Here is a 23,627-nt window from a genome sequence, read left to right as displayed (position 1 = left end):
CGCGTCTAAAACCCCGTCACTCTGGGAGCTTCGCCTGAGTGCACGACACATTCGGCTCTCAGAAGGCCGCTGCTGGAGTCTGAGAGCCTCGCTCACCAGTTGTCCGCTCCCTTCTGATCTCCCCGTCCGGGCGGGGAACGGAGAAGCTCTGAGGTCGGCCAGCGCTCGCGGGTGAACGAGCTCGATACGGCCACTCGAGCGCCCCGCATGAGCCGTGGCCGGAGGTTGTGTCCTCTGTCCCGACAGACTCGAATCGATGAGGGCCCGGTGCATCGCACCGGGCCCTCATCGATTCGCCGTCATCGTTCCGTACGCGTGTCGTTCCTGCCATGGGCGGAGACGACTGAAGGGGTCCGGCTGGTGCCGGACCCCTTCAGGTGGAGCTGGTGGTGCTGTGGATCTGTTCGAGTCTGAGGTTTGGACGCTCAGGCTCGGGTGATCGTCAGGGAGCTACTACTACTTGACGATCGAGCCGGACCACACCGCGGCGGCCTTGTTGTAGATCGCGGCGGTCTCACCGTCGAAGTACGGGGAGGTGATGAGGTCGTAGCGGCCGTTCTTGTCCTGGTCACCGAAGAGGCTGGTGACACCGTTGACGTAGCCCAGACGCTTGGCGTTGCTGTACTTGGCGAGCCAGGGGCCACCGTCAGCGCCGGGGGTGAAGGAGCTCTTCAGACCGATGTGCTCTTCGGTCTTGGTCGCGGCCTGCACGTACTTCTGGGCGTTGGTCTTGCCGTAGGTCCACTTCGGCGTGACACCGGTGTAGGCCTTGTTGCCGTCGGGGTGGGCGTCGGCCGGGTAGCCGAACACGAACACCGTCTGCTGGGGCTTCTGGTTCCAGGTGAAGCCCTGGCCGCCGACGTTGTCACCGAGCTTGCCGGTGTCCTTGATGAAGCCGTCGACGACGTAGAACACCGTCTTGTAGTACGACTTGACGTTGCTCTCCTTCACCCAGTACTTCACGAAGTAGTGGGTGATGGTGTAGTTGCCCTTGGCGTCGATCTTGCGGTAGCCGGCACCGGTGTAGGCGTCGTACTGCGCCTTGGTGACGTGCTCCACCGTGGTCTTGTTGACGGCCTTGGCGCCGTTGACGTTGCCGACGGGGGCCTTGTCGAAGACCTCCTTGGAGACCTCCTGGAAGACCTTCACCGCGCCGGGGTAGCTCGGGCCGACCGGGTCCTTGATGGTCTCGGCCTTGGCCCACGCAGCGGAGGTCTCGCCACCGTGCAGGTCAACGGTCTTCTGGTACTCGGCCTCGGAGATCGAGACGTCCTTGGCGAACTTCGCGCCGTTGAACGCCTTGTAGTCGCCCTCGCTGACTTCCTTGGCGGTGCCGCCACCGATCTGGACACCGTTGTAGACGGTCACGAACGCGTAGTCGCGGTCGTAGTCCTCGTAGTTGGCGAAGTCGTAGTGGGTGTAGGCCGTCTTACCGACGTAGATGCCGTAAGGGGTCTTGCCCTGGTAGTAGCCGGGCACGAAGACCCAGTTGTCCATGACGCTGGCGTTGGCCTTGTCGTCGTAGACGCAGTGACCGGCGGTGGCGACCAGGTTGCGGTACTGCCCCTGGATCGAGGTGGCCGAGCACCACTTGAGGTCGCCCTTGTCGTCGACGAAGAACACCTTGCCGATGGTGCGCGGCAGGTTGATGTTCTTGACCTTCGCGGAGGGCTTGGTCTCTTCGCCGGTCGGCTTGACGGCGCCGGGCTTGCCATCGGCGACGTAACCGCCACCGACGCTCAGCTTCGGCGTGGCCTTGGTCTCCCAGGTGTAGGGAGTCGCCTTGGCGAGGTTGTTGGTGTGGTCGTTGGCGGCCAGCCAGAACTTGGCGACGTCGACCGCGGCCGGGGCGTCCTTGGCCATGGTGTCGTAGGCCCAGTCCGGAACGGCGTTGGCGGTACCGGCCAGACCAGCGGCCAGCAGACCGGTGGCCAGGATGGCGCCACCGGCGGGGAGGAGGATGCGCTTCAAGGGGAGCTCCTTGGTCTGATGTGGAACGCTTCTTGCGTCCCATGCGTCAGTAAAGGGAATGCCTGAAACATACAGTGTGGATCTTGGGCATCGGAAGCCACTTCGAGGGGTAAAGATCCGCCCTCCACCCCCGTGACCCATCCGTGATGTTTAAGCAAGTGCGGTATCGATGTGGTGACTGATGCGTATCGATCGTGTTTGCCCAGCTGAATGTAACTATGAGATAAAAGTGACGGGTGGGGCGTGAGTAATGTATCGCTCTGCGTAACCGTCTCGTTGTGACGCAGATCACAGCAGATCGATGGCACCGTTTTCCTCGAACGCACGTCTAAGGCGACGATCCGCGCCTCTCGTGCTCGCCTCCCGGCTCTCCGAGGCCTTGGAAGAAGGCCTGGGACACCGGTGAAACGGGTGCGGGACCCGGCCTGAGAGGCCGGGTCCCGCGGATGGTTCACAGGCCCGAAGGGTCCTGGGTGGAGCTGCGCGAGCTACCTGTAGAGCTCGCCGTTCGGGCCGACGATCTTGCCGGACCACACGTTGGAGGCCTTGCGGTAGATGTCGGCGGTCTCGCCGTCGAAGTACGGCGAGGTGATCAGGTCGTAGCGGCCGTTCTGGTCCTGGTCACCGAAGAGGCTGGTGACACCGTTGACGTAGCCCAGACGCTTGGCGCTGCTGTACTGGGTCAGCCAGGGGCCACCGTCAGCGCCGGGGGTGAGGGCGCCCTTGAGGCCGACGTGCTCCTCGACCTTCTCCGCCGCCGAGACGTACTCCTTGCCCGAGGTCTTGCCGTACACGTACTTGGGCGTCACGCCGCTGTAGGGCTTGTCGCCGTCGGGGTGCGGGGCCTGGGGGTAACCGAAGACGTAGACGGTCTTGCCGGTCTTCTGGTTCCAGGTGAAGCCCTGACCGCCGACGTTGTCGCCCAGGCGGCCGACGTCCTTGGAGAGCAGGATGTAGTAGTGCGAGCCGCGCGACCACTTCGGTCCGGTGAAGCCGTCGTACTCCTTCTTGGTGACCTGCTTGACACCGTTGAAGGCGACACCGTTGTAGACCGTGACGAAGGCGTAGTCCTTGTCGTAGTCCTCGTAGTTGGCGAAGTCGAAGTGCGTCCACGCGCTCTTGCCGACGTAGATGCCGTACGGGGTCTTGCCCTGGTAGTAGCCGGGGACGAAGACCCACTTGTCCATGGTGTCGCCGTTGCTGCCCGGGTCGTAGACGCAGTGCCCGGCCGTGGCGACCAGGTTGCGGTACTTGCCCTGGATCGAGGTGGCCGAGCACCAGCGGTACTGGCCGTCGACCACGAAGAACACCTTGCCCAGGGTCCTGGGCAGGTTGACGTTCTTGGCGAGCGAGGGCCTGGGCTTCTCCGAGCCGGTCGGGCCGACGGTGCCGGGACGGCCGTCAGGGGAGAAACCCCCGCCCACCTTCATCTTCGGGCCGCCCGGGTCGGGGTTGTACACCGTGGCCTTCTTGAGGGCGGCGAAGTTCGAGGCGGCCCAGAAGTCGATGACCGACACGGCCGAGGAGTTGTTCTTGGCCATCGGGTCGGTCGCCCAGTCCGGGGCGGCCTGTGCGGTGCCGGCCAGGGTGGTGGCCAGCAGGGTGGTGACGGCTGCGGCACCACCGAGGGGGAGAAGAGAGTGCTTCAAAAGACTGGCTCCTTGCGCTGCAACGCTCCCGGGAGAGTCCGGGAACTGCGGGACGACAAGCAACGAACCTATGCACGGAGCGTCCGGGCAAACCCCCGATAAGTCCCTCTTAAGCCTCTCTTAAGGTTCCTTTATGCTCGGGGCGCTTGTTGAGTGGTCGCCCACTTGTAGACGACATAGGTCGAGGCGATGAAGTACGGGGAGGAGATCCTGTCGTACCGGCGGTCACCGTTGGTGTCCCAGGCGAAGCTGTTGACGCCGTTGAGATACCCGACGCCGTGCTTGGGGTCGAAGGCGATCAGCCACGGGCCACCGCTCGCACCGTTGGTGAAACCGCACGTCAGGGCCGTGCCGTGTTCGACCAGCCGACCGGGGGCCCGCACCTTGATCGTCCGGCCGTCGCACGACTTGAGCACCTGGCCGTTGTAGGGCCTGCTCCCGTCGGCGTGCGGGGCCGCGGGATAGCCGAAGGCCAGCGTGAGCAGGCCCACGCCCCGGTTGGTCGTCAGCCCCTGCCCGCCGACGTTGTCCTGCAGGCTTCCGACGTCCTCCATCGCGTAGCTGCCGGCCGTCTTGCCGGCCTTCCAGCGGAAGCCGTCGTGCACGGTGATGAACGCGTAGTCGTAGTCGAAGTCGCCCTTGCCGACGAAGTCCTCGTGCAGGTTGAGCGAATGGCCGACGTAGATCCCGTACGGGGTCTCCCCCTTGTCGTATCCGGGGATGAAGATCCAGTACTCGGCCTGGCTGCCCGTCTTGGCGTCGTAGGCGCAGTGTCCGGCGGTCGCGACCAGGTTGCGGTTGGCCGCCGCCACCGAGGAGGCCGAGCACCAGTAGTCCCTGCCGCCGATCTGGAAGAACACCTTGCCGACGGTCAGCGGGGAGCCGTTGGAGGCCGGGGACCGCTTCTTCGGCAGGACGGGCTTGACGATCGGCACGGAGGAACCCGAAACGGTGGCTCTCCCGAGGGTGCTCTGCCGGCTCGTGGCCGTCGTCGAGGTCTCTCCGGTGGCCGAGGGGGAGACGACCGAGGCGGGGACGGCCGTACCGCTTGCCGGGGTGCCGCCGGAGGTGGGGGACGCCGAGGAGGTGGCACCGGACTTCGCCGCGTCGGGTCCCGCCGGAGCGTTGTCCGCGGCCTGCTTGAGCCTGGCCGGGCTCCAGTACTCCGCGATCCGCTTCATGTCGGCGGCGGTCTTGGTCAGGGTGATGGAGGTGATGCCGTTGGGCACCCCGTAGACCGGACCGGCCGCGGCGCTCCCGGCGAAGGCCGACGTCATGGTCACACAGGCGGCGACCAGCGCGCCCAGTGTGGCCGTGAGCCGCCGTACGCGGGAGGGCATGAGGGGATTCCTTTCAGGGGCGGCGCGAGGTGCCGGCGGGAGGTGCAGAGATTGATTTTTCCAGATCAACTCGATTATGGGCAGGCGGTTGGAGCGATCCTGTCGTACTGCGTATCGATCGAGTCTGTCCGAGGGTGTATAAGACCCCCGTCAAGGTGCTCAAAGGGCCCGGCATGTGCCGGGCCCTTCCTTGCGCGCGGTCGTCTCCCTAGGAGGGGAGCTTCCCGGTCCAGAGGTTGGCGGCGTGCCGGTAGATGCCGTACGTGTCACCGTTGAAGTACGGGGTGGTGACGCGGTCGTAGCGGCCGTTCTTGTCGCTGTCGATCGTCAGGCTGACGACGCCGTTGAGGTAGCCGGTCCTCTTGCTGTTCTTGTACTGCAGCAGGAAGGGGCCGCCGCTGGCACCGGGGGTGAAGGCGCACTTGATCGCCTGGTGCTCCTCGGCCTTGTATCCCGGCACCACGGGTGCGGCGGCGGTCTTGCCGTAGCACCACTTCTGGGTGTGACCGGAGTAGGGCTTGTCGCCGTCCAGGTGCGCGGAGGTCGGGTAGCCGAAGGTGAAGACCTTCTTGCCCAGCTTCTGGTTCCAGCTGAAGCCCTGGCCGCCGACGTTGTCGCCTAGGCGCCCGGCGTCGGCCACCGTCGAGATGTAGTGCCGGTAGATCACGTACTTCACCGACGCGGTCTTCTTGATGTACTTCACCACGAAGTAGTACGTGATGGTGTAGTTGCCCTTGTCGTCGATGCGACGGTAGCCCGGGCCCTTGTAGGCGTCGTACTCGCTCTTCGTGACGTGCTCGACGCGGGTGCCGAGCTTGGAACCGGCCTTGGGCCAATCGGCCTGCGGAAGTTCCTTGTCCTTGAGCGTGACCTTGTCGTTCTTCAGGCCGTAGACCTCACCGGCGACCTTCTCCCAGGTTCCCCTGTCGGTCTCGGCCGCGACGGCGAGGGCGCCCTTGTACTGGGGGCCGACCTCGTCCTCGGTGGAGACGTTCTCGACCTTGCCGAGGCCGCCCTTCTGGGTCCACTTGTCGTAGGTCTCGAAGTCGACGTTGGTCGCGGACTCGCGGCCCACCCCGCCCTTGTCCATGTGAGCCTTGAAGGTCTTGTAGTCGACCTCGCGCTCGGGCTGCTGCCTGATGCCGTTGTAGACGTTGACGAAGGCGTAGTCGTAGTCGTAGTCCTCGTAGACCGTGAAGTCGTCGTGGGTGTTGACCTTGGCGCCGACGTACACGCCCCAGGGGGCCTTGCCCTGGTAGTAGCCGGGGATGAACACGAAGTTGCCGAAGGGCTTGTTCGTGTCGGTGTCGTAGACGCAGTGGCCCGCGGTGGCGACCAGGTTGCGGAACTTCGACTGGACCGAGGTGCCCGAGCACCAGCGCTCCTGGCCCTTGTGGTCGACGAAGAAGACCTTGCCCACGGTGATCGGCAGGTTCACGTTCCGGGACCGGCCGGCGGTCTTGCCGCCCTCACCGGTGGGGGCGACGACGCCGGGCTTGCCGTCGGCGGCGGCCCTGGCCGCGCCGGTCTTGTTCAGCTTCGCCGAGACGGTGGAGTCGGACAGGTACGTCTTCGCCGACTTCAGCTTCGAGGCCGTCCAGTAGCCCGCGATGGCCTTCGCGTTACCGGAGGGGGTGAGCGCCGTCGACTTGACGTCGGGGTCGACGCTCGCCTGGGCGGTGGTGGTGAGGGAGGTGCCGATCAGGGAGGCGGCCGCGAGGGCGCCGCCGAGGGGGAGGACGAGGCGCTTGGCTCGGGAGTTCAATGGAGCTCCTTCTTTGTCATGGGTCACTCGGGACGCAACCCACGCATGCGTAAAGAGACAAGACGTGACCGTACTCGGCAAAGATGGGTTAAAAAGCTATAAAGCAGACATCAGTTGGGACCGATACCATTTCGTTACCAATGCGAGGGAACCGGAAGTCGCCGGGGGCCGTCTGATCTGCCTCCACGTGATCGAAAAGCCTGCGGCCGGTCACGTAACCGCATGAGCTGCAAAAACGTCGGGACCGGTGATTGCCCCGGCCGGAGGGGCGGGAGAGGCTGAGGCCGCATCCGCGTCACACGTCATCGGGGGATCTCATGCGGCGTCTTCTCTGCCTGGCCGTGGCCGGGCTCTTCCAACTTCCGGGTGCGGCGTCGGCCGCCGCCCCACCGTCCTCGAACCCCGGGCCGGAGACGGCGAGCGTGCTCGCGCGGCACCCGGGCTCCGCCGGTCCGTCGACGACGAGCCCGCTGTCGCCCAGGCCCGGTGGTCGTGGTCCGCGCGCGGTGGATGCGCTCTCGCACGGGTCGAGCGACCACGGCCCGCGTGCGACGAGCCCGCTGCCGCCCGTACCGGACCGTCGCGGCCCGCGGGTGGTCCCGCTGCCGGTGCATCCCGGCGAGCCCGTCCAGGCCGGGCCCGGACCGCTGCGGTCCTCGCCCGGTGACCGGCCCTCGCGGAGTGCCAAGGCGCTCGTGCTGAGCGTCGCCCAAGGGGAGAAGCCCCTGCCCACGGCGGGACACGCGCTGCTCCTGTGCGACCGTCCCGGCAGCACCCACCCCGACGCGGTTGGTGCGTGTGAGGCGCTGTCCGAGGTGCGGGGCGACCCCTCCAGGCTCAAGCCGCTGTCCGGGGTGGCCTGCACGATGCAGTACGACCCGGTCACGGTGTCCGCCATGGGGATCTGGAACGGCCGCTTCGTCCGGTTCGAGCAGACCTTCGGCAGTTCCTGCTCGCTGCGGGCCGCCACCGGCACGGTCTTCTCGCTCAGGAACCAGCGGGGCGGTCACTGACGTCCAGGAACCGACGGGGCGGTCACTGACGTCCAGGAACCGACGGGGCGGTCACTGACATACAGGTACCAGCGGGGCGGTCACCGACATCCGCCGGTCGCGCGGAACGTTCTCCCCGGGAGCGAGGACGTTCCGCGCGACCGGCGGCCGAGACGTTCCGCGCGACCGTCGGCCGGACGGAACGTTCCGGTGGCCGGAGTGTCCACCGGACGACGGCGGGCTCCCGGTCCCGGACGCAGGGCCCGGTCCCGGGAGGGACCGGGCCCTGCGTCGTCACTCCCGGCCGGCCGAATGGCCTGCGGTCGGCCGGTCATGGCGGTCACGCGGATCGTGCGGGGTCATGCGGGTCGTACGGGTCGTGCCGGTCACTTGGTCCAGCGGTTCGACGCGGCCTTGTAGACCTTGTAGGTGTCGCCGTTGAAGTACGGCGACGAGATCTTGTCGTACCGGTCGTTCTTGTCGGTGTCCCAGGCGATGCTGTTGACGCCGACCAGGTAGCCGGTGCGGCTGGAGCTCTTGTACTTGTAGATCATCGGGCCGCCGCTCGCACCCGCGGTGAAGGCGCACTTGAAGCCGACGTGCTCCTGGACGTTGTACTTGGGCGCGGCCGGCATGGCGGTGGTCGTGCCGTAGCACCACTTCATCGTGCGGCCGGAGTAGGGCTTGTCGCCGTCGGGGTGCAGACCGGCCGGGTAGCCGAAGGAGAAGACCGGCTTCTTCACCTTCTGGTTCCAGGCGAAGCCCTGCCCGCCGACGTTGTCGCCGAGCCGTCCGACGTTCTTGGTGACCGGCTTCCACGTGCCGCTCGAGTCCTTCTCCCAGTTCACCTTGAACCCGGAGTGGACGTTGACGAAGGCGTAGTCGTAGTCGTAGTCCTCCTTCACGACGAAGTCGTCGTGCGCGTTGAACCACTTGGCCGCGTAGATGCCGTACGGGTTCTTGCCGTCCCACGCCTGGTTGCCGTCCCAGTAGGACGGGATGAAGACCCAGTTGTCGTAGAACTGGTTGGTCTTCACGTCGTAGACACAGTGGGCCGAGGTGGCCACCATGTTGCGGTACTTGCCCTGCACGGAGCTGCCGGAGCAGTACTTCCAGCTCTTCGGGTCCGACGGGTTGGAACCGGGCAGGGTGAAGAAGACGCGTCCGACGGTGTTGGGCAGGTTGACCTGCTTGCTCTTGGCGGACTTCGTGCCCTCGGCGCCGATCGGCGGGACCGACCCGCGGGGGCCGTCGGGGGCCACCGCGCCGGAGGCCTTGCCGCCCTTGATGCTCAGGTCGAGGTCGTCGGTGGCGTCGGTGGCCTTGCGCATCCGTTCGGGCGACCAGAAGGAGGTGGCCTGCGCGGCCGTCTCCGAGGCCTGGGAACTGACCACGTCCTTGGGGGCCGTACCGGCGTCGGCGCCGGTGGTGGTGGCGCCGATCACTCCGGCGATCGTGAGAACGCCGGTGAGGGGGATCGCGAGGCGCCGTGCTCGGGGGTACATGGGACTCCTTTCGCTCTCGGCCCGGAGACGGGACTTCTCCTGGCCGGGAAAACGATCGGAACGTTACTGACGCGGCGAGGCGCCGGATAGGAATTGACGGGAAAAAGTCTGAGTCGGTTCCATCCGATGCGATCCCGTTATTGAAATAGCAATTTGTTATCATTTAACGAATAAGTATTTCCGCAGCTCAACGTGGGTTTCGAGTGACACCACGGACACCTCGAACATCACCGGTAACGGCGATTACCGAAGGTTTCTCGGTCACCTCCGGTCTCGCCCGACTATTAAACCGAATGATGTTCTGGTTGGATGTCGGCATGAGCGGAGACCCTCGTACCCCATGTCTCGTCGGCGTCGCCCAGCACACGGTCCGCGAGCAGCCGGGCCCCGAGCCGCTGGACCTGTGGGAGCTCGTCGCCCGCGAGGCCGCCGCCGACGCCGTCTCGGGGCTCCCCGCCGGCGCCGGCGGCGGGGCCTCGGGGCTGCTGGCCGCCCTCGGCTCGGTCCAGGTCGTCTACACCGAGTCCTGGCAGTACGACGACCCCGCGGCCAGGCTCGCCGAGCGGATCGGGGCGAGCCCCCGCCACCGGGTGTACTCGAAGGTGAGCGGCACGGCCCCGCAGACGCTCCTCGGCGCGGCGGCCTCGATGATCGCCAGGGGCGAGCTGGACGCCGCTCTGGTCGCCGGCGCGGAGGCGCTGGCCACCCGTCGGGCCCTGCGCAGGGCGGGTGAGCGCGTCGCGTGGAGCCACCCGGCCGACCCCAAGCCGCCGTACGGCTGGGAGCGACCCCCGCACCCGGTCGAGCTGGCCCACGAGCTCTTCCTGCCGGTGCACACCTACGCGATCATGGAGACGGCCCGGCGGGCGGCGGCCGGGGAGTCCGACGAGCGGGAGCGGACCGACCGGGGACTGATGATGGCCTCGATGACCGAGGTCGCCGCGGCCAACCCGTACGCCTGGCACCGGCGGGCCCGCACACCCGGGGAACTGGTCACCCCGTCGCCGTCCAACCGGTTCGTCGGCTGGCCCTACACCAGGAACACCGTCGCGGTCATGGAGGTCGACCAGGCCGCCGCCGTGATCCTGGTCGGCGACGGCTTCGCCGACCGCCTCGGCATCCCCCGGGACAGGCGCCTCTACCTGCGGGGATGGGCCTACGCCGAGGACACCTGGGAGGTGGCCGCCCGTCCCGGGCCCGGCTCCTCGCCCGCCATGGCCGCGGCGGCGCGGGCCGCCTTCGAACGGGCCGGGACCGGCCTCGACGACATGTCCGCCCTGGACGTCTACAGCTGCTTCGCCGTCGCGCTCCGTGCCGCCTGCGCCGCGACCGGCCTCGACCCGCTCGACGCACGCGGGCTGACCGTCACCGGCGGCCTGCCGTACGCGGGCGGTCCGGCCAGCGACTACGTCCTGCATTCGACCGCGGCGATGGCGGCCCGCCTGCGCGCCGCGCCGGGCCACGGGCTGGTCACCGGGGTGGGCATGCACCTGACCAAGCACACCTACGCGGTCTGGTCCACCGAGCCGGGCGGCGTGGGGGGCGATGCCGCGCCGGTGCACACCGCGGAACCGGTGCCGATCGCGGCCTCCTACGAGGGGCCCGCCACGGTCGCCGGGTACACGGTCGCGCACGGCAGGGACGGCGCGGCCGAGCGCGGCGTCCTCATCGCCGACCTGCCCGGCGGCGGGCGGGCCTACGCCCACGTCCGTCACCCCGACCTGATCGCCGAGGCCGAGGCGCGGGAACTGGTCGGCGTCGCCGTGCGCCTGACCCCCGACGGTCAGGTGAACGTCGCGACCTGGTGAGACCGGGCTCGCGGCGGGATCGGGTGGACAACGATTCCGATTCGTGACGCTACCGGGCCGGGGACCGAGACCCCGGCGACCCCAGGATGGCTCAGGGTCCCGTCCACGGGCGCTCCCGGGTCGCTTCGCCGGGGGACGCGGGACGGCGACGTACCTTTTCGTGAGAGGCGGCCTGGGACGTGGGCGGCGATCCGTACGACATCATCGAGGCGAAGGCGCCGCGGGGACCGCGGCGCTGGATCGGCCTCGCGGCGCTGGCGGCGCTCGTGGTGGTCCCGGTCGGGGTCCTGCTGGCCGGGCGGGAGCCCGGCGCGGTCCCCCACGTCCAGGCGCCCGAGCCCGCCCGGTCGGTGGCCGCCGAGCGGGAGGTCCCCAACCTGCTCCATCCGCGGCCCCGCCTCCGGAACGGCCGGGAGGTCCTCGACGTGGTCTTCCCCGACGGCTCGTCGGCGGAGATCGGCTACCCGGCGGAGCTCGGCCTGGCCCGGCTGGGGGTCCGGCCCGTGACGACGGGGTGGCTGGACGGCGTTCCCGACTCCTACCGGCGGCTGACGGCCCCGCAGGGCGGCCCGGCCGGGGTGTCCCGGGGGCGGCCGATGATCAGGAAGCTGACCGGGAAGGTCACGCTCTGGCAGCCCATGAGTCCCGCCGTGGGGGAGACGCTGCTGTTCGCGTTCGACCCCTGGTTCGTGGCGCTGCACGACCTCAAGAGCGGCATGACCTTCGAGCAGCGCATGCTCTGGGCGCGCAACCTGCGTGGCAAGGTGACCCGGGACGGCCACCTGGTGCTCACCGCCAGGCCGCCCCTGCGGCTGGCCGTCCCCGGGCAGATCGTCGGCGGCGAGCAGGCGGGGCCGCAGCTGTGGTTCGGCGGGGCCCGGGAGACGCTGCTGGTCCTGGTGCCGGTGCCGCGCTGTGACGTCGCGGCGATCGAGCTGTCCGTCGTCGAGCAGCGTCACCGCTTCTCGGCGGAGGCCTGCCGGGACGGGATGTACGTGGCGGCCTCGGGAGAGCGGGGACACGTCGAACGGACCATCGCCGGACTGACCGTGAAGCGGACGGCATAGGGTGCGGCCATGTTCGCTGTAACCGCCACGCGGCTCGATCCCGACAATCCGCTCGCCGGTCTCACGCTCGGCGATCGCCCCGAACCCGAGGTGCCCGACGGGTGGACCACCGTCACGGTGAGGGCGGCCTCGCTCAACCACCACGACCTGTTCACCCTCAAGGGGGTGGGCATCCGCGCAGAGCAGCTCCCCATGGTGCTCGGCACGGACGCCGCCGGGATCGACGAGGACGGCAACGAGGTCATCGTGCACGCGGTGATCGGCACCGGTGCCGACGAGACGCTCGATCCCAAGCGCTCCCTGCTCTCGGAGAAGCACGACGGCACCCTCGCCGAGCGGGTGGCCGTGCCCCGGCGCAACCTCGTGCCCAAGCCCGCGGGCCTGGGGTTCGAGGAGGCCGCCTGCCTGCCGACGGCCTGGCTGACCGCCTACCGGATGCTCTTCGACAAGGCCGGTCTGGAGCCGGGCTCGACCGTGCTGGTCCAGGGCGCGGGCGGCGGCGTGGCCACCGCGCTGATCATGCTGGCCCGAGCCGGAGGGTACCGGGTCTGGGCGACCAGCCGCTCGGAGAGCAAGCGGGCGCGGGCGCTGGAGCTCGGTGCCGACCAGGTCTTCGAGGACGGCGCCCGGCTGCCCGAGCGGGTCGACGCGGTGATGGAGACCGTCGGCCAGGCCACCTGGGCGCACTCGCTCAAGGCGTTGCGCCCCGGCGGACGCATCGTGGTCTCCGGCGCGACCAGCGGCGCGGTGCCACCGGCCGACCTGAACCGGGTGTTCTTCCTGCAGCTGTCGGTGATCGGTTCCACCATGGGCACCCGCGACCAGCTCGGAAGGCTCGCCCGCTTCATGGAGCAGACCGGGACCCGGCCGGTGATCGACCGGGTCCTGCCGCTGGCCGAGGCCCGCGAGGGCTTCGCGGCCATGCACGAGGGCGACCTGTTCGGGAAGGTCGTCTTCACCCTGCCGGGCTGAGCCGGGGCGATGTGCCCGTGCCGGTCCCTCCGGTACGGGCACGATGAACGAGGAGGACGGCCGCGGGCGCCGGTCTCGGGCCCGGTCCGGGGATCACGAGGATGCGCCCCGTCCGGCCCGGTGAGGTAAGTAATGAATTACTTCCTGACGTACCGGGTGATAGAAAAGCAGGTGAGCGATGTCTCACCCGGGAGGTCCGGAATGACCGACTCGACCGAGCGCCGCGCTTCCGAAGCGCCCCGCGATCCCGGAACACCCCGCTGCGCCGAAGCGCCTCACCACCCCGACGCCTCGCGGCACGCACACCGGGAACGGCATCCCTCCGATACGCCCGGAGACCCCGAACCGTTCGGTCCCGGGGACCTGCTCTGGGAGGGCATGGGCGACCGGCGGCTGGTGTTCCTGCTCGGCGGGGGCCTCGTCATGCAGGTCATGCACCCGGCGATCGGCGCCGCGATCGGCGAGCACTCGGTCTACCGGACCGACCCGTGGGGCCGGCTCACCCGCTCGCTCGCCTCGCTGCAGACCTGGGTGTACGGCGGGCCGCGGGCCGTCGAGGAGGGCAGGCGCCTGCGCGAGCTGCACCGCGGCATCCGGGGGGTCGACGACCGGGGCAGGAGCTACCACGCGCTCAGCGCGGAGCCGTACGCCTGGGTGCACCTGACCGCCTTCGAGCGGGCCGTCACCACGCTGAGGTACTTCGGCGAGCGGCCCTACACCCCGTCGGAGGAACGGCGCCTGTACGAGGAGATCCTCCGCCTGGGCCGGATCCTGAGGGTGCCGGAGCGGATGTTCCCCGCCACGGTCGAGGACTACTGGGACTACTTCCACGACATGGTCGCCGGCACGCTGGAGGACCACCCCACCGCGCGCGACGTGCTGGAGACCACGCTCACCGTGGGCCCGCCGCCCGTGCTGCCGGGGCCGCTGCGGGCGCTGTGGCGCCCGCTCGGCCTTACCTCGGGCCGGGTCAACCACTTCGTCACGGTCGGTACGCTGCCGGACGCCGTCCGCGCGAAGCTGGGACTGTCGTGGACGGCCCGGGACGAGGCGCGGCTGCGACGGCTGGGCAGGGCGGTCGCCGCGACGATGCCGCACCTGCCCGAACGGGCCAGGTACCTGCCCATCGCCTACCGGGCGAGGCGGGCGGCACGGGCCCGGGACCGGCTCACCCGGGCCGTGCGCGTCGCCTGACACGGCCCGCCGCCCCGGACCGGTCCGGCTCAGCGGAGCGTGTCGCGGATCCGGCGGGCGGCGTCGTACAGGGCGTCCTGCGCGGTGGCCAGGGTCTCCTCGCCGACCCGTGAGCCCGCGGCGTCCCTGCGGACCTCCTCGACGAACTCGGCCAGCATCTGCCCGAGCCGGTCGTCCCCGGCGGACGAGCCCTCACCGGTGAACCCGGAGGCCCAGATGCGCTTCCAGTCGTCCTTCCACTCGCCGGACTGGCGCTTCCACTCGCTCTTCTGGCGCTTCCACTCGTCCTTCTGCTCGCGCCAGGCCTCGCGGTGGTCGTTCCTGGCCTGCCGCTCCTCCTGCCTGGCGCCCTGGCGGACGTCGCGCGCCATCTGGGTGAGCTCCTCGCGCAGGGACTTGACCGTCTCGCGCACGTCCTCCTTGACCTCGCGGGCGATGTCGCGGACCGAGTCGGAGATCTCCTCCTCCAGCTCGGCCAGCTCGTCGAGGCGGGCGTTCAGCTCGGCGCGGCCCCGGTCGCTGATGGTGAAGACCTTCTTGCCGTCCACCACCTCGTGGGTGACCAGGCCCTCCTCCTCCAGCCGGGCCAGGCGCGGGTAGATCGTGCCGGGAGAGGGGGAGTAGACGCCCAGGAAACGGTCCTGGAGCAGGCGGATGACCTCGTAGCCGTGGCGCGGGCTCTCCTCCAGCAGCTTCAGGAGGTAGAGCCGGAGCCTTCCGTGGCCGAAGACGGGGCTCATGCCCGGCCTCCTTTCAGCAGGGTGACGTCGGCGGAGACGGTGTGCGCGCTCAGGGAGGCCATGCCGCCGCCGATCCGGCCGGTCAGCGCGCTCATGCCGGCCTGGGCGGAGTGGTCGAGCCCGGTGAAGGTGGTCTCGATCCTGCCCGTGGTGGAGCGGATCTTGACGTCGGTCTCGACGGCGTTCGGGAGGCGGACCACGATGTCGCCGGAGACGCTGTTCATCGTCACGTGACCGGTCGGCGGGAGCTCCAGGTCGGCGGTGATCCGGCCGGAGACGGTGGTGGCGCTCAGCCGCCGGGGCTTTCCCTGCGCCACGGTCAGGTCCCCGGAGAGGCTCTTGAAGGAGAGGTCCCCGACCAGGCCGCGGCTCTCCGTGTCGCCGGAGACGGTGTCGGCGCTGATCTCGCCGCTCACCCCGTCGAGCACGATGTCGCCCGAGACGCTCTTGACCGAGGTGCGGTCCCGGAACCCGGAGATCACCGCGGAGGCGGAGACCGTGCCCACGTTGACGGGCCGGTCGGCGGGCACGGTCAGTGTCAGCGTCACCCGCCGGTCGCTCGCGCGCAGTGCCTGCGGGTCGCCCGCCAGCCCGTCCCGTACCCGGCTCATCAGGCCGTCCAGGAGGCCGTCGCGGGTCAGGTCCCGGTAGGTGACGGTCAGGACGCCGTCGTCGTCGTGCGTGATGAGCAGCGGCGCGTCACCGACCTCGGTCACCTCCAGCGTGGCGGGGCCCTCACCGGCCAGCACGGCCAGCCTGCCCGCCACGACGCGCACGTTGAGCCTGCTCACCGCGTCGAAGGTGAGCCGCTCCGGTTTTTCGACGCTCCATTGCCGCATGGTACGACCTCCTTGTCCACGACACGATATGTCGCGTTTTCGAGAAGGTCAAGATATGTCGCGTCATGGTCCTTCGCGGACGTCCTCGACCCTTCGCGGACGTCCCCGGCCGTCCCTGGTAGTCCTCAGTCGTCCTCGTCGTCCAGCCGGGCCAGCCAGGTGGCCAGCCGCTCCACCGGCGTCTCGAAGTCGGGGTTGAGGTCGACGAACTCGCGCAGCCGCTCGGCCAGCCACGCGACCGTGACCTCCTCCTCGCCGCGGCGCTCGACGAGCTCCTCGATGCCCCGATCGGTGAAATACATCGTTCTCCTCGTGGTGACGGCACCTGCCATAACGGGGAAGTCCCCCGCAGAGGTTCCTGCGGGGGACTTCCGGGTGAGGTCGTGCCCGCCGTACGGGCCCGTCCTCCTAGCCGAAGATCTCGCTCAGCATCTGCTGCAGCTCCGCCTCGTGGGCCGCGTGCGAGCCGGTCGCCGGGGAGGAGTTGGCCTTGCGGGAGACGCGCCTGATCGAGCGCCCGCCGAAGACGCGCGGGTTCTCGGCCAGCTTGAGCGCCACGAACGGCCACGGGCCCATGTTGACCGGTTCGTCCTGGGCCCAGATCAGCTCGATGTCGGGGGAGTAGCGGCTCAGCTCCGACTCCAGCGAGTCGCCCGGGAAGGGGTAGAGCCGCTCCAGACGGACGACCGCCACGTCGCCCCGGCCCAGCTTGTCCCGGGTCGCGGCCAGGTCGTAGTAGAGCTTGCCGGAGACCAGCACGACCTTGCGGACGGCGCCCTGGTCGACCGCGTGGTCGCCCAGCACCGCCTGGAACGACCCCGAGGTGAAGTCGCCGACCGCCGAGACCGCCGCCTTGTGCCGCAGCAGCGACTTGGGCGTGAACACCACCAGCGGGCGGTGCCGGTTCGACAGCGTCTGCCAGCGCAGCAGGTGGAAGTAGTTGGCGGGCAGCGTGGGCTGCGCCACCGTCATGTTGTCCTGGGCGCACATCTGCAGGAAGCGCTCGATGCGGGCCGAGGAGTGGTCGGGACCCTGGCCCTCGTACCCGTGCGGCAGCAGCAGGGTCACGCCGGAGCGCTGGCCCCACTTCTGCTCGCCCGCGGTGAGGTACTCGTCGATGATCGACTGGGCGCCGTTGACGAAGTCGCCGAACTGCGCCTCCCAGGCGACCAGCGCCTCGGGCCGCTCCACGCTGTAGCCGTACTCGAAGCCGAGCGCGGCGTACTCGCTGAGCAGCGAGTCGTAGACGTAGAACTTCGTGGTGCCCTGGTTGAACGCCTTGAGCGGGGTGTGCTCCTCGCCGGTGATCCGGTCGACCAGCACGGCGTGGCGCTGGGTGAACGTGCCGCGCCGGGAGTCCTGGCCGACGAGGCGGACCGGGTGGCCGTCGATCAGCAGCGACCCGAAGGCCAGCGTCTCGCCCATGCCCCAGTCGATGTGGTCCTCGGCCACCATCTGCCCGCGGCGCTGCAGCACCGGCAGCAGACGCGGGTGGACGGTGAAGCCCTCGGGCATGTTGAGCTGGGTCTCCACGATCCGCTTGACGGTCTCCTCGGAGATGGCCGTCGTGACGTCCTCGTGCGACCAGGGGACCGTCTCCAGGTCGACCGGCCGGGAGAACTCGCCGGTCTGGTCCTTGGCCGCGCGGGTCTCGGCGAAGGCGTTCTCCAGCTTGGCCTGGTAGTCGCGCAGCGCGCTCTCGGCCTCCTCGACCGTGATGTCGCCACGGCCGATCAGCGCCTCGGTGTAGAGCTTGCGGGTCGAGCGCTTGGCGTCGATCAGGTCGTACATCAGCGGCTGGGTGAAGCCGGGGTTGTCGGCCTCGTTGTGGCCGCGGCGCCGGTAGCAGATGAGGTCGATCACGACGTCCTTGCGGAACGCCTGGCGGTACTCGAAGGCCAGCCGGCCCACCCGGACCACGGCCTCGGGGTCGTCGCCGTTGACGTGGAAGATCGGCGCCTGGATCATCCGGGCCACGTCGGTGGCGTAGACGCTGGAGCGCGAGCTGGCCGGGCTGGTGGTGAAGCCGACCTGGTTGTTGACCACGATGTGCACGGTGCCGCCGGTGCGGTAGCCGCGCAGCTGCGACAGGTTGAGCGTCTCGGCCACCACGCCCTGGCCGGCGAAGGCCGCGTCGCCGTGGACGAGCACCGGCAGGACGGTGAAGCCCTCCTCGCCGCGCTCCAGCAGGTCCTGCTTGGCGCGGACCACGCCCTCCAGGACCGGGTCGACCGTCTCCAGGTGGGAGGGGTTGGCCACCACCGAGGTCTTGAGCTTGGAGCCGTCCGGTGAGACGAAGTCGCCGCTGGCGCCCAGGTGGTACTTCACGTCGCCGGAGCCGTGGGCGCTGCGCGGGTCGATGTTGCCCTCGAACTCGCCGAAGATCTGCCCGTACGACTTGCCGACGATGTTGGCCAGGACGTTGAGGCGGCCGCGGTGGGCCATGCCGATCACGGCCTCGTCGAGCCGCTCCTCGGCCGCCGAGCTGAGCACCGAGTCCAGCAGCGGGATCAGCGACTCGCCGCCCTCCAGCGAGAAGCGCTTCTGCCCGACGAACTTCGTCTGCAGGAACGTCTCGAACGCCTCGGCGGTGTTCAGCCGCTCCAGCACGCGCAGCTGCTCGGTGCGGTCGGGCTTGGCGTGCGGCCGCTCGATGCGGGCCTGGATCCAGGCCCGCTCCTCGGGATTCTGCATGTGCATGTACTCCACGCCGATGGTGCGGCAGTAGGAGTCACGCAGCACGCCGAGGATCTCGCGCAGCTTCATCAGGGGCCGGCCGCCGAAGCCGCCGGTGGCGAACTCGCGCTCCAGGTCCCACAGCGTCAGGCCGTGCGACTTGATGTCGAGGTCGGGGTGCTTGCGCTGCTTGTACTCCAGCGGGTCGGTGTCGGCCATCAGGTGGCCGCGGACCCGGAAGGCGTGGATCAGCTCGATGACGCGGGCCGACTTCGCCACGTCGTCGTCGTGGGTGGTCGAGATGTCCTGGACCCAGCGGATCGGCTCGTACGGGATCCGGAGGGACTCGAAGATCTCGTCGTAGAAACCGTCCTCGCCCAGCAGCAGCCGGTGGATCTGCCGCAGGAAGTCGCCCGACTGGGCGCCCTGGATGATCCGGTGGTCGTAGGTGCTGGTGAGCGTCATGACCTTGCTCACCGCGAGGCGGGAGAGCGTGTCGGGGGAGGCGCCCTGGTACTCGGCCGGGTACTCCATCGCGCCGACGCCGATGATCGTGCCCTGCCCCGGCATCAGGCGCGGCACCGAGTGCACGGTGCCGATGGTGCCCGGGTTGGTCAGCGAGATCGTGGTGCCGGCGAAGTCGTCGACGCCGAGCTTGCCGGCCCTGGCCTTGCGGACCACGTCCTCGTAGGCGACCCAGAACTGACGGAAGTCCATCGTCTCGGTGTTCTTGATCGACGGGACCAGCAGCTGGCGGGTGCCGTCGCTCTTGGCCACGTCGATGGCCAGGCCCAGGTTGACGTGCTCGGGCTTGACCAGCACCGGCTTGCCGTCGACCTCGGCGTAGGAGTGGTTCATCTCCGGCAGGACCGCCAGGGCCTTGACCACCGCGAAGCCGATGATGTGCGTGAACGACACCTTGCCGCCGCGACCGCGCGACAGGTGGTTGTTGATCACGATCCGGTTGTCGATGAGCAGCTTCGCCGGGACCGCCCGCACGCTGGTCGCCGTCGGGACGACGAGGCTGGCCTCCATGTTGGCGGCCGTTCTGGCGGCCGCGCCACGTAGTCGGACTTCCTCGGCACCGGCGGGCAACTGCGTCTCCTGCTTGGATCGGTCCGCCGGGGCGGCCTGGGCCGCCGGCGCTGGGGTCTTCACCGCGGCGGCCTCGGGAGCCGGAGCCGGGGTGTCCGTGGTGGCCGCCGTGGTCGCGGGGGCCGCCTGGGGGGCCGGGGCCGCGGCGGCCGTCTCGCCCGACGGCCCGTTCGAGGGCTCGGCCGAGGAGCCGTCCGGGGAGGCGGAGGGCGCGGCGGGTGTCGGAGGAGTGGACGCGGCGGTCGCCGCCCCCTGGGGCGCGGCTCTGCCGGCCCCCGAATCAGGGTTGTAGTCAGCGAAGAAGTTCCACCAGGCACGATCGACGGACTCGGGATCCTGGAGATACTTCTGGTACAGCTCGTCGACCAGCCATTCGTTCTGGCCAAAGGCTGCCAGCGGGTTTGTCCGCGACGACTCAGACGACACGGCGGAAATCGCCCTCTTCCGCAGATCGGCGTTGATGATGGAGAACCTGTCCAAGGTTACTCGCCTCGGCCCGGACCTGCGCCAGTCCGGTCCGCGCTTCCTCGCAGATCCTGCCGCCGGAGCCCGGAACGACCGCCCGCCGCGGGCCCGTCATCGGGCTCGTCCCCTGGTCAGGACGGTCCTGCGGGCCTGATCAGGCGGGGCCGACCAGGCGGGAGGTCACCCGTATCCCCGGGGTAACATCTTCGAGCAGCGCGACCAGCTCGTCCCCGGCGTCCCGCAGCTCCCGCAGGGACATCGGCTCCAGCCTCTCCAGCAGGAACAGAGCGTCGACGGTCTCCTCGGTGATCCGGGTGCGCACGCACTGGCGCCAGTTCCACCGGCGGCAGGTGACGCCCCGGTCGTCGCGCCAGACGACCTCGCCGGGCTCCGGGTGGTCGATCCCGGGCTCGCCCTTCTCGATCACCTCGAACGGCTCGTCGCCGCTCGCGCGCACCAGGCGGGCCGGGCCCTCGTAACGGGCCAGGTCCTCCCCGCCGACCGGCAGGCCGTGGCGGACGCTGATGGCGTTGTAGGCGTCGACCGCCCGGTTGATCTCCGGCAGGGGCATCCGCCTGATCAGGGCGTCCACCGAGGGCCTGGTCCGCTGGGGCTTCGCGCCGAACGCCCGGTAGGCCTCCCGCCAGGCCTCGATCCTGGGGTCACCGCTCTCCGTGGCCTTCTCGGCGGCCTCGGCCAGCCAGGCCCGGGAGGCGTCGTCGCTGGGCCCGTTGCGCAGGCCCCGCACCTCGAACGTCAGCACCGCGAAGTCCGGCCTGAGCGCGCCGACGGCGGGGTCCACCACGATGTCCTCGATCACGGGCCCCAGTGTAGGACGCCCGGCCGGGCGTCCGGAGACGACCCGGCCCGGCTCGTGGACGTACCGAGCCGGGCCGGATCGATCACCCGCGTCGGGCGGCGGGGATCACTTGCACGGGACGCCGTTGAGCAGGAGGCGTTCGGGCTTGGGGTTGGGGCCGGGCGCCTCGGCGCCGATGAAGCCGAAGGAGACCGACCCTCCCGGCTTGATCACCTTGTTCCAGCCGAGGTTGCGGGCGGTCACGGTGGCGCCCTCCTGGACGAGGTCGGCGTTCCAGTGCCGCCGTACGGTCTGGCCGCCCAGGAAGGACCAGCTCAGACTCCAGCCGTCGATGGCCTTGGGGCCGGTGTTGGTGACGGTGACCTGGGTGTTGAACCCCTCGGGCCACTGGCCGTGCCCGGTGTAGGTGACCTTGCACGTCCCCGGCGGGACGGCCAGGGACGGGGTGGCCAGGTAGGAGCCGATCCAGGCGAGCGGGGCGTTCCAGTTGATCGTCAGCTCGTTGGTGGCCCAGGACTCGATGTCGTCGATGTAGCAGAACTGGGGCTTGCAGCCCTTGAGCTTGGCCTGGGCGACCGGGTCCTGGATGGCGGAGTTGGGGCCGCCGGCCAGGGTGCCGCGCGGCGGGTTGGGCAGGGACGGGTCGAGCTGGTGGGCGTACCAGCGGCTGTGCTGGTTCTTGGAGGCGACCTCGCCGTAGCCGGTCACGTACGACTGGTTGAGGGCGTTGCGGCCGAAGATGTAGTCCAGGCCCTCCAGCACGCCCTCGTGGTACTTGGCCTCACCGCTGATGTCGTGGGCGACGGCCATGACCACCATGTTGTTCAGCACCAGATGGCTGGAGCCCCAGTCGTAGTCGCCGGGGTTGTACGGGACGCCGTACGGGTGGGCCTTCTGGACGGCGAGGTAGCGGTCGGCGCCCTCCAGCACCGACTGGCGCACCCGGGCCCGGTCCGGCAGCGCGTTGGGCACGGTCGCCAGCTGCAGGCGGCCGAGCTGGGCGGTGTGGCCCCAGTCGAAGCCGCGCTCGCGCCAGATGTCACCGGTGTGGTGCGGCGAGGCGAGCACGTGGTCGGCGAACTCCTTGCCCGCGGTGGCCAGGTAGAGCTCGGCCGCGGCCCAGTAGAACTCGTCGGTCACGTCGGTGTCGTCGTAGGCGCCGCCGCCCGTCGCGTCGGCCGGGTCGGCGTAGCGGGCCGGGTCGGCCTTGGCCGCGGCCCACGCCTTCTTGGCCGCGGCGAGGTTGCGCGCGGCGAACGCGGCGTCGTACGGGGCGAAGACCCGGGCGGCCTGGGCGGCGGTGGCGGCCAGGTTGAGGGTGGCCGCGGTGGAGACCGCGTGCAGCTCGCGTGGCTGCGGGTCCAGGTGGGGCAGGAGCGGCAGGCCGGTCCAGTTGGCGTCGTGGATCTTGTGGTGGGCCATGCCGGCGTGCGGGCGGCCGTCGGGGACCTGCATGCTCAGCAGGAACTCCTGCTCCCAGCGGGCCTCGTCGAGGATGTCGGGCACCCCGTTGCCGCTCTCGGGGATGTTCAGGTCGCCGTCGCCGTGCAGGCGGTCGGCCTTGGTGCGCTCGAAGGTGGACATCAGCTGGTGGACCGAGATGCCGCCGTTGACGACGTACTTGCCGTGGTCGCCCGCGTCGTACCAGCCGCCCTTGACGTTCAGCGTGTAGTCGCAGACGCCCGGCTTGCAGGGCACCTCGACGTCACCGCGGTTGGGGGCGACGCCGACGTGCCCGGCGGGCCTGCCGTAGCCGGGGCGCAGCGCGTCGAGGATCTCGATGCCGCTGCGCTGGGTGTAGTAGAACTTCAGCGCGTCGGTGCCGAGCTCGGAGTAGACGTCCGCGCCGATGTCGAACGGGCGGCTGGTCTCGCCGTCGGCCGAGAGCGTGTACCCGGTGAGGGACGCCTTCACCTGGCTGAAGTCGATCGAGTGGACGTTCTGGCCGGAGCTGGCGTCGACGCCGCGCGGGACGGTCTCGCCCTCGGCGACGACCTCGCCGTCGCGCTTCAGCGTCCAGCTCACCGGCTCGGTCTTCTCGGTGACCAGGGTGGCCCGCTTGGGCCCGGCCGGCAGGTAGCCGACCATGTTCACCCGGACGCGAGGCCCGGTGTCGGGCTCGTAGACCTCGGGTTCGGCCCCTCCCTTGAGGGAGACGTCGTCCACGCAGAACCTCCACGGGGTGGCGCTGCCCCCGAGCTGGAACGCCACCTGCGCGCCTGGCAGGTCCACGGGCGAGGTGAAGGTGAAGCGGTGGTCGGCGGCGGTCGCACCCAGCTCGGGGGTGGCCGACAGGTACTGGGTGTAGGGGTCGACCGGGAGCTGGACCAGCGCCTTGACCGTCCTGGGCCCGCCCTGCGGCGCGGCGCCCGAGAAGGAGAACGCGTAGGTCTCGTCCTTGACCAGGGGGATGTCGTCCTGGCCGATGATGACGTCCCACGGGTTGGCGGTACCGCCGGGGACGTCGGCGCAGAGCCGTCCGTCCTCGACCTCCAGCGTGGTGTTGGGGGTGCCCCACCAGGGGGCGGTGCCGCTCTCGAAGGTGCCGTTGACGATCTGTTCGGGACCGTCGTCGGCGATGGCGGGCAGGGGGGTCAGGGTCACCATGGCGGCGGCCGTGGCGAGGGCGAGCCAGACGGACGGCCTGGTGGCGCGGTGTCGCGGCGAGGCGGTCCGGGGCGAGGGCGTTCGGGTCACGGGCGGTCCTTCGGACGGGGGTTTCTCCCGGC

Annotated in this window: 16 protein-coding genes; 5 read left to right on the top strand and 11 right to left on the bottom strand. The window is 69.7% G+C overall.

Translation table 11 applies throughout. The annotated features are described in order from the left end of the window. Positions 1-456: 456 nt before the first annotated feature. The 4 genes from ACIBCT_RS07960 to ACIBCT_RS07945 form a co-directional block, all read right to left on the bottom strand. Positions 457-1,971 carry a hypothetical protein gene (locus ACIBCT_RS07960; RefSeq protein WP_399186629.1) on the bottom strand — a complete coding sequence of 505 codons (1,515 nt, stop codon included), beginning with the start codon at positions 1,969-1,971 and terminating at the stop codon, positions 457-459. Positions 1,972-2,459: 488 nt separating this feature from the next. After that, the gene (locus ACIBCT_RS07955) at positions 2,460-3,620 is read right to left on the bottom strand and encodes a trypsin-like serine peptidase (RefSeq protein WP_399186628.1); all 1,161 of its coding nucleotides are present in this window, start codon (positions 3,618-3,620) and stop codon (positions 2,460-2,462) included. Between the two features lie 131 nt (positions 3,621-3,751). Further along, positions 3,752-4,960, bottom strand: a complete 1,209-nt coding sequence (locus tag ACIBCT_RS07950; RefSeq protein WP_399186627.1) for a trypsin-like serine peptidase — start codon at positions 4,958-4,960, stop codon at positions 3,752-3,754. Between the two features lie 208 nt (positions 4,961-5,168). Further along, complete coding sequence (locus ACIBCT_RS07945; protein WP_399186626.1) at positions 5,169-6,725, bottom strand: hypothetical protein; 1,557 nt, start codon at positions 6,723-6,725, stop codon at positions 5,169-5,171. A gap of 317 nt (positions 6,726-7,042) precedes the next feature. Here ACIBCT_RS07945 and ACIBCT_RS07940 point away from each other — a divergent pair, with 317 nt between their 5' ends. Next, positions 7,043-7,738, top strand: a complete 696-nt coding sequence (locus ACIBCT_RS07940; protein ID WP_399186625.1) for an SSI family serine proteinase inhibitor — start codon at positions 7,043-7,045, stop codon at positions 7,736-7,738. Positions 7,739-8,103: 365 nt separating this feature from the next. Here ACIBCT_RS07940 and ACIBCT_RS07935 read toward each other — a convergent pair whose 3' ends face one another. Continuing rightward, the gene (locus ACIBCT_RS07935) at positions 8,104-9,222 is read right to left on the bottom strand and encodes a trypsin-like serine peptidase (RefSeq protein WP_399186624.1); all 1,119 of its coding nucleotides are present in this window, start codon (positions 9,220-9,222) and stop codon (positions 8,104-8,106) included. 317 nt (positions 9,223-9,539) lie between these two features. On the opposite strand from ACIBCT_RS07935, the gene ACIBCT_RS07930 reads away from it, so the two are divergent. From ACIBCT_RS07930 to ACIBCT_RS07915, 4 genes are all read left to right on the top strand, one after another. Then, complete coding sequence (locus ACIBCT_RS07930; protein ID WP_399186623.1) at positions 9,540-11,030, top strand: acetyl-CoA synthetase; 1,491 nt, start codon at positions 9,540-9,542, stop codon at positions 11,028-11,030. A 179-nt stretch (positions 11,031-11,209) separates the two neighbouring features. Continuing rightward, positions 11,210-12,097 (top strand): hypothetical protein, encoded by an 888-nt coding sequence (locus ACIBCT_RS07925; RefSeq protein ID WP_399186622.1) that lies wholly within the window; start codon positions 11,210-11,212, stop codon positions 12,095-12,097. Between the two features lie 9 nt (positions 12,098-12,106). Further along, on the top strand, positions 12,107-13,069 hold the full coding sequence (locus ACIBCT_RS07920) for a zinc-binding dehydrogenase (RefSeq protein ID WP_399186621.1): 963 nt from the start codon (positions 12,107-12,109) through the stop codon (positions 13,067-13,069). Positions 13,070-13,270: 201 nt separating this feature from the next. Then, positions 13,271-14,263, top strand: coding sequence for an oxygenase MpaB family protein (locus ACIBCT_RS07915; RefSeq protein WP_399186620.1), 993 nt, complete (start codon positions 13,271-13,273; stop codon positions 14,261-14,263). A 29-nt stretch (positions 14,264-14,292) separates the two neighbouring features. Here ACIBCT_RS07915 and ACIBCT_RS07910 read toward each other — a convergent pair whose 3' ends face one another. From ACIBCT_RS07910 to ACIBCT_RS07885, 6 genes are all read right to left on the bottom strand, one after another. Beyond that, a complete protein-coding gene (locus ACIBCT_RS07910; protein WP_399186619.1) occupies positions 14,293-15,003 on the bottom strand; it encodes a helix-turn-helix transcriptional regulator in 711 nt (236 codons plus the stop codon). Then, the gene (locus tag ACIBCT_RS07905; protein ID WP_399186618.1) at positions 15,000-15,842 is read right to left on the bottom strand and encodes a DUF4097 family beta strand repeat-containing protein; all 843 of its coding nucleotides are present in this window, start codon (positions 15,840-15,842) and stop codon (positions 15,000-15,002) included. The genes ACIBCT_RS07910 and ACIBCT_RS07905 overlap by 4 nt, the downstream gene beginning before the upstream one ends. A 125-nt stretch (positions 15,843-15,967) precedes the next feature. Further along, a complete protein-coding gene (locus ACIBCT_RS07900) occupies positions 15,968-16,144 on the bottom strand; it encodes a DUF6104 family protein (protein WP_344893721.1) in 177 nt (58 codons plus the stop codon). A 106-nt stretch (positions 16,145-16,250) separates the two neighbouring features. After that, positions 16,251-20,039, bottom strand: coding sequence for a multifunctional oxoglutarate decarboxylase/oxoglutarate dehydrogenase thiamine pyrophosphate-binding subunit/dihydrolipoyllysine-residue succinyltransferase subunit (locus ACIBCT_RS07895; RefSeq protein WP_399186617.1), 3,789 nt, complete (start codon positions 20,037-20,039; stop codon positions 16,251-16,253). 193 nt (positions 20,040-20,232) lie between these two features. Further along, the gene (locus tag ACIBCT_RS07890; protein WP_399186616.1) at positions 20,233-20,898 is read right to left on the bottom strand and encodes a B3/4 domain-containing protein; all 666 of its coding nucleotides are present in this window, start codon (positions 20,896-20,898) and stop codon (positions 20,233-20,235) included. Between the two features lie 105 nt (positions 20,899-21,003). Beyond that, positions 21,004-23,505 carry a glycoside hydrolase family 9 protein gene (locus tag ACIBCT_RS07885; protein ID WP_399186676.1) on the bottom strand — a complete coding sequence of 834 codons (2,502 nt, stop codon included), beginning with the start codon at positions 23,503-23,505 and terminating at the stop codon, positions 21,004-21,006. Positions 23,506-23,627: the final 122 nt, after the last annotated feature.

The organism is Streptosporangium sp. NPDC050855, assembly GCF_044456585.1.
GTDB lineage: Bacteria > Actinomycetota > Actinomycetes > Streptosporangiales > Streptosporangiaceae > Streptosporangium > Streptosporangium longisporum.
This window is presented reverse-complemented; position numbering and strand designations above follow the sequence as displayed.

Bases quoted from the DNA above. Each gene is read 5' to 3' on its own strand.
- ACIBCT_RS07920 (WP_399186621.1), top strand. From the start codon at position 12,107: ATGTTCGCTGTAACCGCCACGCGGCTCGATCCCGACAATCCGCTCGCC.
- ACIBCT_RS07910 (WP_399186619.1), bottom strand. From the start codon at position 15,003: ATGAGCCCCGTCTTCGGCCACGGAAGGCTCCGGCTCTACCTCCTGAAG.
- ACIBCT_RS07905 (WP_399186618.1), bottom strand. From the start codon at position 15,842: ATGCGGCAATGGAGCGTCGAAAAACCGGAGCGGCTCACCTTCGACGCG.
- ACIBCT_RS07900 (WP_344893721.1), bottom strand. From the start codon at position 16,144: ATGTATTTCACCGATCGGGGCATCGAGGAGCTCGTCGAGCGCCGCGGC.
- ACIBCT_RS07935 (WP_399186624.1), bottom strand. From the start codon at position 9,222: ATGTACCCCCGAGCACGGCGCCTCGCGATCCCCCTCACCGGCGTTCTC.
- ACIBCT_RS07930 (WP_399186623.1), top strand. From the start codon at position 9,540: ATGAGCGGAGACCCTCGTACCCCATGTCTCGTCGGCGTCGCCCAGCAC.
- ACIBCT_RS07950 (WP_399186627.1), bottom strand. From the start codon at position 4,960: ATGCCCTCCCGCGTACGGCGGCTCACGGCCACACTGGGCGCGCTGGTC.
- ACIBCT_RS07940 (WP_399186625.1), top strand. From the start codon at position 7,043: ATGCGGCGTCTTCTCTGCCTGGCCGTGGCCGGGCTCTTCCAACTTCCG.
- ACIBCT_RS07915 (WP_399186620.1), top strand. From the start codon at position 13,271: ATGACCGACTCGACCGAGCGCCGCGCTTCCGAAGCGCCCCGCGATCCC.
- ACIBCT_RS07885 (WP_399186676.1), bottom strand. From the start codon at position 23,505: ATGGTGACCCTGACCCCCCTGCCCGCCATCGCCGACGACGGTCCCGAA.